The following is a 13,362-nucleotide window of genomic DNA, read 5'->3' as shown; positions in this document are numbered from 1 at the left end:
GGCGCCCGCTGAGGCCATAGCCTTCGATTATTACAGTCGCATGACAGTTTCGTGTCAGCCCGGTAACGTCGGATGGACGCACTGAAAACCGCAGCCGGCCGGCCTCTCCTGGAGAGCCGCAGTTTGCCGCTGGAATCATAAGCTTGCGGGATTTTGCGCCGGCATTTGTCCCGGCGGATCGCGGGTCGCGATGCCGAGAAAGAAAAACCGGACGGGAGCGCGTTGCCCGAGGCCAGAGCGTATCTTGGCCGAGCCATCGCCAAAAACAGGTCCGTTGGGGTAGATTTCGACGCTGTTTCTTTGTCGGCGGTCGCTTGCTCCCGCCCGTAACTGAATGAGCGGTTTCGTTGCCGCCATTTTCCCGACTGGGCGCAAGCTTTGATATGGTGCGATCGCACCATATCCCTGGACCTCGCGGCGCCGCCGAATCCCGGCGCTGATATCAGCTAGCCGGCGTCTCGTTGGGCCTCGCCTGATATGCCGACCCAACGTTCGACCTTTTCGAGCAGTGCCTTGGGGCTGATCGGCTTGGGCAGATAGTCGTCCATGCCGGCTTCCAGGCAACGCTCGCGATCGCCCTTCAAGGCATGCGCGGTGACGCCGACGATCGGGATATGCGTGCCGCTCTCTTCCTCCAGCCGGCGAATCGCGGCCGTGGCTTCGAGCCCGTTCATCTCCGGCATCGAGACGTCCATCAGGATCATGCGCGGATTGAGCCGGCCGAAAGCGTCGAGCGCCTTGCGGCCGTTGCCGACGATCTCGAAGCTATAGCCGGTTTCACCAAGGATCTGGGTGAACACCATCTGGTTCACCTCATTGTCCTCGGCAACGAGGATGTCGAGCCCGCGTTCGTTGCCGCCTGCCCGGGCGCGGGCGCGCACCGGCGGCGGATGCAGCTGGGCCCGCTCGGATGCGGCCCGTGCCGGCGGCGCCGACACCGGCTGCACCGTCGCCTGGCCGGAGCTGTCGCTTGCCGCGTGTTCCCCATCGCCACCTGCCGTGCCGTGGCGATGGCGCTGGATGGTCGCGACCAACGTCTCCAGCAACACCGAGGAGCGCGCCGGCTTGATCAGCTGTGCGTCGATGCCGAGGTCGCGGTAGCTGGTGTTGGCGAGCGACTGGTCGACCGAGGTCAGCATGATGATCGGCGTGTCGGCCAGCCCTGCGGTGTTGCGCACGATGCGCGCCATTTCGGCGCCGCTCATGCCCGGCATCTGGTAGTCGAGCACGAGGCAGTCGACAGGCACGCCATAGGCAGCCGCGGCGACCAGCACCTTCAGCCCTTCCGCACCGCTTTCGGCGGCGCAGGAATCGAACGTCCACGACACCATCTGCTCGGTCAGGATCGAGCGGTTGACGGCGTTGTCGTCGACGATCAGCACCCGCGCGCCGGTGACGTCGACCGGCATGATCCGGCGTCCGCCCTGCTGGCCGGCCCTGGGCAGTGTAACGGTGAACCAGAAGGTCGAGCCCTTGCCCTCGGCACTTTCGACGCCGATCTCACCTTCCATCAGCTCGACCAGCCGCGAAGTGATGGCAAGGCCGAGGCCGGTGCCTTCATGGCGCCTGGTCGACGAGGTATCGACCTGGTTGAACTTTTCGAAGACGGCCTTCAGCTTCTCCTCCGGAATACCGATGCCGGTGTCGGTAACCGAGATGGTGAGCCTGGTTCCGGCCGCAACCCTTGTCCCCGTGACATCGACCAGCACATGGCCTTCGTCGGTAAACTTCACCGCATTGCCGAGCAGATTGGTGACGATCTGCCTGAAGCGGCCGACATCGCCGATGAACAGGCTTTCCAGGCCCGGCTCGACGCGCACGATCAGTTCGAGATCCTTCTCCTTGGCGCGTGTCGACACCAGCGTCGCCACATCCTCGATCGCCTCGGGCAGGTTGAAGGGCGCCGGGTCGAGCACGAGCTGGCCGGCATCGATCTTGGAGAAATCCAATATGTCGTTGATGATGGTCAAAAGCGCGTTGCCCGATTTGACGATGATGTCGGTGAACGTCTTCTGCTTGGGGTCGAGGTCGGATTTGGCGAGCAGCTCGGCCATGCCGAGCACGCCGTTCATCGGGGTGCGGATTTCGTGGCTCATATTGGCCAGGAATTCCGACTTGGCGCGGTCGGCGAGGACGGCGCGCTGGCGCGCCTCACGCAGCTCGGCCTCACGCATCTTCAATTCGGTGATGTCGGTGGTCGATCCGATTAGATAGAGCGAACCGTCGGAGGCGATCATCGCGCCCTTGCGCGCGAACTGGTGGCGCACATTGCCGTCGGCAAGCGTCACCGTCTCTTCGATCTCCTGGGTCTCTCCGGTGCGCAGCACGGCCATATCACCGGCGACGAAGGCCTCACCGTCCGCGCCGAAGATCTCGACGTCGGTCTTGCCGATCGCCTCCTCCTTGCTGAGGCCGGTAAGGTCGCACCAGCCCTTGTTGACGTAGAACTGGCGCAGGTCCGAGCGCTTGGCGTAGATCGACACCGGCACGTTGTCGATGAGATTGCGGAACACCTCGTTCTCGCGCATGCTTTCTTCCAGCGCCTGCTCACGCGCCTTGACCTCGGTGATGTCGGTGCTGGAGCCGACCAGATGCACCGACCCGTCGAGCGCCACCAGCCGGCTCTTGCGCGTCATCAATTGCCGCACGGTGCCGTCGCGGTGGGTGACGGGTTCCTCGATCTCCTTGACGCTGCCGGTGACAACGACCTCGGTGTCGTCATGGCTGTAGCTCTCGGCATCGTCGGCGCCGAACAGCTGGCGGTCGGTGCGGCCGATGACATCTTCCTTGGCGATGCCGGTCATCGCGCACCAGGCCTTGTTGACGAATTCGATGCTGAGATCCTGCGCCTTGATGAAGGCGGCGACCGGCAACTCGTCCATGACGTGGCGGAACAGGTCGATCTGGCGCATCGAATCCTGCAGCGCCTTTTCGCGGCTCTTGATGTCGGAAATGTCGACGCGCACGCCGATGAAAGTGCCGTCCTCGGTGCGCATATCGTAGACCTGGTACCAGCGGCCGTCCGGATTGCGCCGTTCATAGGAGGAGTTCGGCAAGTGGTAGCGGGCGAGGATGGCGTTGAGCCAGACGTCGCGGTCGCCATCATAGAGTCTGTCGATCTCCGGATCGCCGCTCGATCGGAAATAGCCGACCGAATGCCCCAGTTCCAGCGCATCGCGGAAGCTGCTGCCGGGCTGCCATGCCGGAACCAGCGCCGGCAGCGTGTCCTGCAGCTTGCGGTTGGCGAAGACGAACTTGTCGTCGCGGTCGTAGATGATGACGGCGGCGGGCAGCGATTCCAGCACCGTGGCGAGGTTCTTGCGGGCGTCCTCGGCTTCCGTCTCGCGGCGCTTCATGTCGGAGATGTCGAACAGGAACCCGGCGACATAGTTGCGGCCGCTTGGCATGCCGACGCGGTTCTTGCGCACGATGCGCGAGCGCCTGGCGCCCTCGACCTCGAAATTCTCCTCCACCTCGTAAGGCGTGCCGGTCGCCAGCACGGCGCGTTCGCTGTCTTCGAACAGCGCGGCGTCCTTCCCCGGCATGAAGTCGCCGCCGGGCCGGCCCAGCATCGCTTGCGGCGTCTGTCCGAACAGCGCCGAGAATGCCTCGTTGACGAAGACGAAGCGCAGATTGTCGTCCTTGACGAAGATCGGGTCCTCGACGGCGTTGATCACCGCCTCGGCCAGCCGTGATTTCTCGAGCGCCTCGGCGAGCTCGGCCTCGCGGTCCTTCATGTCGGTTACATCGACATAGGAGATCAGCCTTTTGCCGCCGGCGAGCGGCGCCGTGGAGCAGATCAGGGTGCGGCCGTCATTGCGCGGCAACTGCCGCGATCCGGCAATGCCGGCGCGGATCTCCGCCTCGCGCTCGGCAATGTGCTGTTGCCAGGCCGCTTCGTCCTGCCCAAACGAATCGACGCCACGGCTGGCCTCCATCAGCGCGTGGAAGCTGCAGCCGATGCCGGCCTGCCTGGCATCGATCTGCCAGAAATCGTAGAAGGCGCGATTGATCACTTCGGCGCGCAATTCCTGATCGACGACGACGACGCCGATCGGCATCTGGTCGACCATGGTGCGCAGATTGGCGAAGGTCTCGGCGGTCCTGGCGTTGGCGCTTTCGATCGCGGCGTCGCGAAGCGTCAGCTCGGTGACGTCGTAATAGGTCAACAGCCGCTTGCCGCCGGACAGCGCCGTCACCGAGAACATCATCGTGCGGCCGTTGGCGTGGGTGAACTCGCGCGGCGCAACCGAGCCGGCGCGGATCTCCTCGATGCGGGTGGCGAGGTAATGCTGCCACTGCTGTTCTTCGAGATCGCCATAGATGCCGTTGCGGCGGTTGAGCTCCATCAGCAGGCTGAACGGCGCGCCGATGGTGACGGCGCCGTCGGGAATCCTCGATAGGTCGCGATAGGCCTTGTTGACAATAAGCGTGTCGAGCTTGGCGTCGAGCAGCACGACGCCCATATGCATGGCATCCATGGTCCGCTCGAGGTCGGCGAGATGCTGCGTGCTCTCGCCTGCGGCCGGCGCCACCTGCCGAAGGTCGTCCAGCGTACCGGCCAGCGCCGTGACATTGCGGCCAATGCCGCGGTAGCCGGTAAACTCGCCCTCGCCGTCGAAACGTGGGGAGCCGGTGATCGAAACCCAGCGGCAGCCGGGGCGGCCACCTTTCAATTCATAGACGAAGTCACGAAACGGCCGATGCGCCTGCAGATCCTCCAGATGCGCGGCGGCGTGCCGATTGCCATGCACCATCTGCTTGAGGAAATCGAAGCGGAAGCGGCCAAGAATGCTGGCGGGATCGACGCCGGTGGCGGCTTGGTAATGTTCCGAAAGCCAGGAAAAGCGCAGTTCGGCGTCGGTCTCCCAGACCCAGTCAGCACCGGCCTCGACCAGTTGGCGCAGCGCTTCGGGTGAAGCCCCGACGGACGTATCCTCGCCGTTCACAGCCCCTTTTCGGGAACCGCGTCCGCCGCGTGTTCCAACAGTCCCGTCAGCCATCCCGTTCCCACCCCGAAAGCCAAGGCCGAACCCCCTCAGCGGCTCGCCGGCGGAATGTGCCCGAGAAGCATTAATGATCCGCTAACCATAACGCATCCAGACTGCGGCCAGAGCCCACATTGCCCTGCGGTATTCCGCCGGTTGTCGGCGGAACCCCGGCCGGGCTATAAGTCGGCAGGGGGTGTTGCTGATGACTGGTTGGATCGTGCCTTGTTTCCTGTGCCTGGCGCTGCTTGCGAGCAGCGGCTGCGCGCGCAGCTATGACGGCACGGTGGTGATCCCGAGGCCGCTCGATATCAGGCGAGTCTGGGATCGCGATCCGTCGCAGACCGAGGCCAGCCGGATGCAGGCGGCAGCAGGCGTGTTTCCGACACCGCCGCCGCAGGAGCCGTACCGGCCAGCGGCACGCAGGCAGACGACAAAGATTGCTGCGCCAAGAAGGCACGTCAGGTCCAGCCCGCCCAGCATGGCTTCCGAACCGGCCAACCCGCTCACCTGCAAGAATGTCAGCGAACCCGGCAAACGCTACAAGATGGTCTGCGAATAGCTGGCACTAGGCGCAGGTTACTCCAACGGGAAGAAAGCCGGCCCGACCATCCTGACTGGCCGCTCGCCGGCCAACGACTCGACCGACTGCTGCTGGGCAGCGCCGCTGGCCTCCGGGGCATCGGCGTCGGTCCGGGGGATTTGCGCAACGGTACCGAGATCCGGCTTTGCGGACGGCAGGGGAATGATGGCGTTGCTCATATTGGCCGGGGTCACCGTGCGCGCTCTCAGCTCGGCGACACGCCTGGAGTAGCGCTTGACGTCACATGCCCGGAAAGTCGCATCGTCGCGGTATTTGAAGGCCGCTGGCAGATCCTTGTAGGGTTTGCGCGTACCGAGCGCGACCATCTCTTCGGTTTCAAGGCTTGGGTCGCCGAGCGTGTACAGGTCGACGCCGGCATCGTCGCAGATGTAGCGGCACTGATCGACCATCTCCTTGACATCGTCGCCTTGCACGAACTGCGACTTCGGCGCCGGGAAGAAATAACCGTCGGACAGGCGAACGCAAAACAGCATCGAATTGTTGCCGATCATGGTGCCCGCCGGACGCTGTTTCTGTTGCTCGGCGGCGGGCGCGCAGCCGAGCGCGACGAGCCTGGCCTGCAGCCCGGACGTATCCCGGCCCGAAATCGCGGCGCCGGCGATCTGGCGTTGCACCTGGGTGCGGCTTTTGGCGAGGTCGGCGCAAGCGTTGAAGAAGCCGCCCGTCGCGCTTTGCGCCGTGCAGCGGCGTTGCCTCTCCAGGCCCTGGATCGCCGCGAGCTGGCGGCGCAGCTGCGCAAGTTCGGGGCTGATCCCGCCGCTGCGGCCGGACGATGCCATCTGGCTCCTGAGCGCGGCACATGGATCGGCAAGGGAAGCCGAAATCCCCACGGCACTTGCCGTCATCGACACCAGGGCGAAGATCACGACTAGCCACAAACGCATCATCGGCGCCCCTGGTCCTTGTACCCTGTGGAGCCGATAGCCGCTCCAGCCGATTGAGCCTCAATACATGAGGCAAGTCTAATTAAGAGGAAGCCAGCAACGGCCATGTATTTACGCCAAGTGTATTATGCCGAATGCTGTAAACTCGCTATTACACTTTTGTTTCAAGATTGAGACGAAGCCGGGCGTCGGCGATGGCTGGGCCGCAGCCCGATCAATCCCGCGTTATCGGCCCTTGCGGTTGAAACCTTTCTCCGCTGTCTCGCGTTGTGTCGGACAAAGGAGACCGAAGATGTCTATTCACTTCACTGTCTCTGGCCTGACCAGGAACCTGTTCCACTCGCTGGGGCTGGACCATGAACGGGCGCCAAGGGCGCTCGATCCCGAGCAGAGCCTGCTGCTGGAATGCTATCTCGCGGGCCAGATTCCCGAATCGGCGTGGGCCGACTACGTCTTCGAGACACCAGACCTGCAACGGCATGTCGACATAAGGCGCCGGCACAACTGATCAGAGCAATTCCAGGAAAAGTGTGAGCGGTTTTTCGTCCGGAATTGCGTCAAAACAACGAGAGAGCGGGTCGCCGTTTCTGTGAAACGGTGAAACGCTCTACCGCTCGCTTATTGCTTCGGCGAGGCGAACTGCATGGTGAAGATATTGCCAGCTACGCCTTGTGCGAGCTTGGGCGAGAAGGTCAGCGGCAGACATTTCTGCAGAGCCGTGGCCGCGGCGTCGACGAACGACTTCTTGGCATTGGCGTCGCCATCGACCTTGATCGCCGTCGGTTTCGGCGGGCCGATCAGCGTGCCGTCGCGCTTGAAGCTGAAGCTCAAGGTGACGCTTCCATTTCCAGCATCGGCCGGCGGCGTCCAGCACGCCTGGATCGCATTGCCGACCTCGCCCATGGTATCGAGCGGGGCGGCATTGGACGGGTAGCCTCCGGTCAACACAACGCCGGCAACCGCAAACAATCTCGCCACACCTTTCATCGCAAAACTCCTCGTACCTCGGCCGCCAAGCATGATGGTAGGGTCGAAGCCGGCAATGGCAATATGCCTGATGTCAGACTTTATGGCAGAGGGCGGGGACGCGTCTTATGGCGCATCGGCAAAAGCAAAAAAGGCCGGCATTGCGCCGACCTTTCCTTCCACTTCGGCGCCAGTACATCCGTGGTCGCGGGGTGGATTGCCCTCAATAGACAGGGCTTTGGTTAACGAATCCTTAGCTTTGCGCGCTGGCCTGTGATTTCACATAGGCGATGTAGCCTCTGACATCACCGGCCGGCTCGGCATAGGCCTTGCCGAGCTTCTTTTCGATCGCCGCCATGTACTCCTTGGCCCATTTGGGCAGCGCGTAGTCGATGACGGCCAGGAATTCGAGTGTCGATGCCAGGCGGATGTCGGCGATCGACGGGTGCTTGCCGCCGATGAACGGCTTGCCGTCCCTGAAGAAGGAGTGGAACACCTCCAGCGGCTCGGCAATTGCCGCCATCGCCGCCTTCTGCGCCTCGGACTTCTTGTCCGGATGGGCGTCGCTGTGGCCAACCTCGCCGGCATAGTGCGGGAAACCCAGCGCCGGATAGGTGGCGCGCGCCACATAGGGGTAGAGCGTGCCGATCAGGTAGAACATGGCGCTGTCGACCATCGCCCGCTTGGCCGGCGCCTTGGGATAGAATTTCTCCAGCCCATGCTTGTTGGCGAGATACTGCATGATGGCGCAGCTCTCCCACAGCACGCCTCTGGGGAGACCTTTGTCCTCGATCATCGGTGTCAGATGCGCCGGATTGCGCGCCATGTATTCGGGCGATCGCGTGTGGCCCCAGGCATCGGTCTCGGCGGCGTCGAAGCCGGCCGCACGGGCAAACACCCGAACGGTCATGTTGTTGACGCTCGGCTTCAGCATGCTGAGCTTCAGCGCCGGCTTCTTCGTCGCCTTGGCCTTCGGCGCCGACTTTTTGGCTGCCGGCTTTGCCGCTGCTTTCGCGGCCGGCTTTGCGGCTGCCTTGGGTGAGGCCTTTGCGGATGCCTTCGCCGCAGGCTTGGCGGCGGCTTTTGCCGCCGGCTTCTTCGCACTCTTCACTGTCTTTGCCATTGTGGTCCTCCCCTTTTTGTGGCCGTCAGTATGGATTCTTCGGTGCCCGGTCGTCCGACAAGGTCGCGCGGGAACTCTCCACCAACGCCTGGATCGCGTCGGCAAGGTGCACTTCGGCAATGTTGTAGTCGCCGCGCGCGACGCGCAGCTTATGCGCCTGCATCAGCACATCGGCATGGGTGAACCCCGCCGGCGGCTCGAAGCGGTAAGACGCGAGCTCGATCAACAGGCCGAGCGGATCCTCGAAATAGATCGAGTCCATGAAGCCGCGATCCTTGACGCCGCTGTGCTTGATGCCTCGCTCGTCGAGCCGGGCGACTGCCTGCAGGAAGGTGACGCGCGACACCGAAAAGGCGATGTGATGCACACAGCCCATATCGGTCGGCGTGCGCCGCTTCACCGGCGTGCGGCTCTCATCGGTAAAGATGGTGATCAGCCTTCCGTCGCCGGGATCGAAATAGAGATGGCTTTCGCTCGCCTTGTCCAGATTGGGCTGCTCGAAGATGAACGGCATGCCGAGCACGCCTTCCCAGAAATCGATCGAGGTCTGGCGACCGGCACCAACGAGCGTGACGTGATGGACGCCCTGCGATTGCAGTTTCTGCATCGGTCTCTCCTCGCCGACCCATCGCCTTCCAGGGCGAGCTTGGATCCTGCCAAATCATACCATCGCCGCACGCCATGCGCGCGGCGGATGTGCATGCCTGGCGGCTTTTCCCTATCTGCTCCCCGGCGTTCTGCGCGCCGTAACGAGCCCTTGGCAAGGCTTCGCACAATGATGCTAGTGCAATTGGCAGCGACGCGCCAGAAGCTCGCAGAGCCTGCGGGCGCTCGATGGTGAAAAAGGCTTAAGGTTGCAGGATATTCGCTAAGCGACAGCTCTGAACTCAGCCTGCGCCAATGTGCCGAGGCCCGCGCATTCGGCGCATGCCATGGTCTGCCCCGGGCAGCCGGACCGATGCGTCCCTTGCGGGCAGCAATGTCCTTTTGACGCATGCCATCTGGAGCAATCGAAAACCTTCCCGCTGCCGTGGCAGTGCGGGCATGTCATTGTCACCGAGCTCATTACCTGCTTTACCCGACCCAAATCCGCGTTGCCGCAGATGCTGCCCCCGCACCGCAAGTAACAGAGATTGCTACGCTTTCAAGCGTCGCGGCCTGACTTAAATTGGGTGTATTCGGGTGCACGGACTAGCCGGTTTCGCCGATGACGCCGACCGTCGCGGTCGAACGCGATCCGCGTGGCAGCTTGTCTGAAATTGTGGAGGGAAGAAACGGCCCAGCCGTTGTTTGGTACGCCCAAGGGGAATCGAACCCCTGTTCCCGCCGTGAGAGGGCGGTGTCCTGACCGCTAGACGATGGGCGCGTTCAAGAACCGGCGATATAGGCTGACGCTTGGGAAAAAGCAACCGGCCTTTGAGCGGTTTGGACGAACGGCTGAATTGGCCGCTCAGACCTGACGTTTCGGCTGGATCAGGTCCCACAGATTGCCATACAAATCGGCGAACACCGCCACCGTGCCGTAAGGCTCGAAGCGCGGCGCTTCGCGAAAGTCGACGCCCTTTTCCAGCATTGCCTTGTGGTCGCGGGCAAAATCGTCGGTTTCGAGGAACAGGAAGACGCGGCCGCCGGTCTGGTTGCCGATGCTCTTCTGTTGCGTCTCGCCGTCAGCTTCGGCGAGAAGCAGCCTCACGCCCTGCCCGTTGGCCGGCGTCACCGTCACCCAGCGCTTGCCGTCGCCGAGATCGATGTCGTCGCAGAGCGCAAAGCCAAGCTTGCCGACGTACCAGGCAATCGCCTCGTCATAATCGGCGACGACCAGCGTGACGGTGGCAATGCGACGGCTTTCGGCAAACCCGGTCATTTGTTGCGGCCCACTCATTTATTACGAATCGCAAAGCGGCCGATGATACGGCGCTCGGCGATGTCGTAGATGAAAATGGCACGACTGCCGTCGCTGAGCTCGGCGTCGATTGAAATGCGATTGCCCGACAGCGCCTGGCTGATCACCTTGGCTCCCACCGGCAGCACGATGTCGGCCGTGAGCGCCTCGCCGGGCGGTACTGGAATGTCGTTGGCCAGCGGCGGGTTCATGGGCGGCGCTTTGCGCGATTTGTAGACAATGGCCGCGATCACCACCATAAGGGCCAGCAAAAGCAGGCCGAGATTGATGGCCATGAAGCGGATGAGCCTGCCGCGCACCTTTTCGATCTCGGGATCGAGCGGCTTTTCTTCTTCATCGGCAACGGGCCGGGCCATGGCAGAACTTTCCGGAACTTTTTTCGATGAGCGCTCATAACGAAGAGACCAGACAATTCATAGAGGCGCCGCCAACCGTGCTCGAAGCCGGCGCGGAAGCGGCCGGCCAGCGCCTCGACCAGTGGCTGGCGGCCGCCCTTGGCCCCGATATGTCGCGCAGCCGGGTGCAGATGCTGATCCGGCAAGGTGCCGTTTCTATCGATGGCAAGCCGATCGACGAGACCAAGCGCAAGATGGTCGCGGGCGAGCGTGTAGCGGTTCTAATGCCCGAACCGGAGCCGGCCGAGCCGCAAGGCGAGAACATCACGCTCGACGTGCTCTACGAGGACGACGAGTTGATCGTCATCAACAAACCGGCCGGCCTCGTCGTCCATCCCGGCGCCGGCAACTGGACCGGCACGCTGGTCAACGCGCTGATCCATCATTGCGGCGACAGTCTTTCGGGCATTGGCGGCGTCAGGCGGCCGGGCATCGTCCATCGCCTCGACAAGGAAACCAGCGGCGTCATGGTGGTGGCCAAGACCGACCGCGCCCACAAGGCGCTGTCGGAGGCCTTTGCCGACCATGGCCGCACCGGCGAGCTCGAACGCGCCTATCTGGCGCTGGTCTGGGGCATCCCGCCGCGGCCGACGGGAACGGTCGACGCGCCGCTTGGCCGCGCCGCCGACCGCGTGCGCCGCGCCGTGGTGCCGGAAGGCCGCGACGACGCCCGTCACGCCGTCACTCATTTTGCCGTCAAGGAGCGTTTTGGCGAGGACCAGCAGGCGTTCGCCGCCGCCAGTCTGGTCGAATGCCGGTTGGAAACCGGCCGCACCCACCAGATTCGCGTCCATATGGCCCATATCGGCCATCCCGTCGTCGGCGACCCCGACTATGGCCAGGCCTTCCGCACCAAGGCCAACCGGCTGCCGGAACCGTTGAAAGGTCAGGTCAAGGCATTTTCCCGCCAGGCTTTGCATGCCTGGCTCCTTGCATTTCGACACCCGACTACCCATTTACCGATGAGGTTCGAGGCGCCGATACCGGGGGACATGGAGGAACTCGTCGGCGGCTTTCGCAAGCTCTGAACCGGCCAGCTAAAACCTGAGCGGCATTGTTCACTTTGGCGTGACACACTGTTTCGTGTTGAACAAATGCCTGTCTTTTCTGGTTTTGTTCCTGTATAAATCAGCTGTCGCGGGCGAGCCTTTGGTGCTCGCGTCACATGCCTGCCGCGTTTCGGGGGCATCACTCCAATAGAGAGGGGGCGCTATCATGGCCCAGTCATTACCCAGTATCGTTTCCGGCGAAGGCGGCCTCAGCCGCTACCTGGAAGAAATCCGCCGCTTTCCCATGCTTCAGCCGCAGGAAGAGTACATGCTCGCCAAGCGTTACGCCGAGCATGAAGACACTTCCGCCGCGCACAAGCTCGTCACCAGCCATCTTCGGCTCGTCGCCAAGATCGCCATGGGCTATCGCGGCTACGGCCTGCCGATCGGCGAAGTGATCTCGGAAGGCAATGTCGGCCTGATGCAGGCCGTCAAGAAATTCGAACCCGAGCGTGGCTTCCGCCTCGCGACATACGCCATGTGGTGGATCAAGGCCTCGATCCAGGAATACATCCTGCGCTCGTGGAGCCTGGTCAAGATGGGCACGACCGCCAATCAGAAGCGCCTGTTCTTCAACCTGCGCAAGGTGAAGGGCAAGATCCAGGCGCTCGACGATGGCGACCTCAAGCCCGATCAGATCGCCGAGATCGCCACTAGGCTGAACGTCTCCGAAGCCGAAGTCGTGTCGATGAACCGCCGCCTGTCGGGCGACGCTTCGCTCAACGCGCCGATCCGCGCCAGCGAAGGTGAATCCGGCGAATGGCAGGACTGGCTGGTCGACGACCACGAAAGCCAGGAAGAGATGCTGATCGAGCAGGACGAGCTGGAAAACCGGCGCGGCATGCTGTCGGGCGCTCTTGCCGTGCTCAACGATCGTGAACGGCGCATCTTCGAGGCCCGTCGCCTCGCCGAAGAGCCGCTGACCCTGGAAGAGCTGTCGGCCGAGTTCGACATCAGCCGCGAGCGCGTGCGCCAGATCGAGGTGCGCGCCTTCGAAAAGGTGCAGGACGCGGTCAAGGCCGCCGCCAAGCGCCAGATGCAGGCCCTGCGCACGATTGAGGCGCAGCCCGCGGCTTAAAAGTCAGGTTCGGTTACGAAACAAAGGCGGCGCCAGGAAACTGGCGCCGCCTTTTTTGTGCCAGAAGCTGGCGAAACCGAAGAGACAGCCTCTTTCTCCCCGTCACTATACGGGGAGAAATGTCCGGCAGGACAATGAGGGGCAGCGCCGAGACGGCGAGTTTGCCGGCGCGGCAATCATCGGCGTGATCACCACGAAAACGTCGGCGCTGCCCCTCATCCGGCTGCCGGTGTCCAGCCGATAGATGGGTAACACTTTGAACCGGATACATAGGTAACACTTCTCCCCCTATGCGTCCGTCGCAGCGCCAAGCGGTTTGATTGGCGCGGCGCTGCGGCGGACAAGCTTCATACGCCTTGTGTCGATGATGCC

The 13,362-nt window shown here is 63.1% G+C and carries 12 protein-coding genes and 1 tRNA gene; 4 read left to right on the top strand and 9 right to left on the bottom strand.

Annotation, left to right across the window (positions count from 1 at the left end; translation table 11 throughout):
* Positions 1-446: 446 nt before the first annotated feature.
* Positions 447-5,003, bottom strand: coding sequence for a PAS domain-containing protein (locus AC1DYO_RS10685; RefSeq protein ID WP_477262944.1), 4,557 nt, complete (start codon positions 5,001-5,003; stop codon positions 447-449).
* A gap of 190 nt (positions 5,004-5,193) precedes the next feature.
* Here AC1DYO_RS10685 and AC1DYO_RS10680 point away from each other — a divergent pair, with 190 nt between their 5' ends.
* Positions 5,194-5,550, top strand: coding sequence for a hypothetical protein (locus AC1DYO_RS10680; RefSeq protein WP_477262942.1), 357 nt, complete (start codon positions 5,194-5,196; stop codon positions 5,548-5,550).
* Between the two features lie 17 nt (positions 5,551-5,567).
* On the opposite strand, the gene AC1DYO_RS10675 is transcribed toward AC1DYO_RS10680, so the two are convergent.
* Complete coding sequence (locus tag AC1DYO_RS10675; RefSeq protein WP_477262940.1) at positions 5,568-6,476, bottom strand: DUF2865 domain-containing protein; 909 nt, start codon at positions 6,474-6,476, stop codon at positions 5,568-5,570.
* Between the two features lie 292 nt (positions 6,477-6,768).
* Here AC1DYO_RS10675 and AC1DYO_RS10670 point away from each other — a divergent pair, with 292 nt between their 5' ends.
* Positions 6,769-6,984, top strand: coding sequence for a hypothetical protein (locus tag AC1DYO_RS10670; protein WP_142869957.1), 216 nt, complete (start codon positions 6,769-6,771; stop codon positions 6,982-6,984).
* A 110-nt stretch (positions 6,985-7,094) separates the two neighbouring features.
* Here the strand turns inward: AC1DYO_RS10670 and AC1DYO_RS10665 are convergent, their stop codons facing one another.
* From AC1DYO_RS10665 to AC1DYO_RS10640, 6 genes are all read right to left on the bottom strand, one after another.
* Entirely contained in the window at positions 7,095-7,463 is a 369-nt protein-coding gene (locus AC1DYO_RS10665; RefSeq protein WP_477262938.1) for a hypothetical protein, read from the bottom strand.
* A gap of 232 nt (positions 7,464-7,695) precedes the next feature.
* Complete coding sequence (locus AC1DYO_RS10660; protein ID WP_477262936.1) at positions 7,696-8,565, bottom strand: glutathione S-transferase family protein; 870 nt, start codon at positions 8,563-8,565, stop codon at positions 7,696-7,698.
* Positions 8,566-8,590: 25 nt separating this feature from the next.
* Positions 8,591-9,172, bottom strand: a complete 582-nt coding sequence (locus tag AC1DYO_RS10655) for a VOC family protein (RefSeq protein ID WP_477262934.1) — start codon at positions 9,170-9,172, stop codon at positions 8,591-8,593.
* A gap of 684 nt (positions 9,173-9,856) precedes the next feature.
* A tRNA-Glu gene (locus AC1DYO_RS10650) sits at positions 9,857-9,931 on the bottom strand.
* Positions 9,932-10,015: 84 nt separating this feature from the next.
* Positions 10,016-10,429: a VOC family protein gene (locus tag AC1DYO_RS10645; protein WP_477262932.1), complete on the bottom strand. Its 414-nt coding sequence runs from the start codon at positions 10,427-10,429 to the stop codon at positions 10,016-10,018.
* Between the two features lie 14 nt (positions 10,430-10,443).
* Complete coding sequence (locus AC1DYO_RS10640; RefSeq protein ID WP_477262930.1) at positions 10,444-10,824, bottom strand: fimbrial protein; 381 nt, start codon at positions 10,822-10,824, stop codon at positions 10,444-10,446.
* Positions 10,825-10,850: 26 nt separating this feature from the next.
* Between AC1DYO_RS10640 and AC1DYO_RS10635 the strand changes: the two genes are divergently transcribed.
* On the top strand, positions 10,851-11,891 hold the full coding sequence (locus AC1DYO_RS10635; RefSeq protein WP_477262928.1) for an RluA family pseudouridine synthase: 1,041 nt from the start codon (positions 10,851-10,853) through the stop codon (positions 11,889-11,891).
* Positions 11,892-12,078: 187 nt separating this feature from the next.
* A complete protein-coding gene (rpoH, locus tag AC1DYO_RS10630; protein ID WP_181058020.1) occupies positions 12,079-12,990 on the top strand; it encodes an RNA polymerase sigma factor RpoH in 912 nt (303 codons plus the stop codon).
* A gap of 13 nt (positions 12,991-13,003) precedes the next feature.
* Here the strand turns inward: rpoH and AC1DYO_RS10625 are convergent.
* Positions 13,004-13,362 (bottom strand): hypothetical protein (locus tag AC1DYO_RS10625; RefSeq protein ID WP_477262926.1); only part of this gene is annotated, 359 nt, incomplete at its 5' end.

It is taken from the genome of Mesorhizobium sp. P2_F5 (assembly GCF_056403715.1).
Note: the sequence above shows the minus strand (reverse complement) of the source record. Positions and strands in the feature narration are given on the sequence as shown.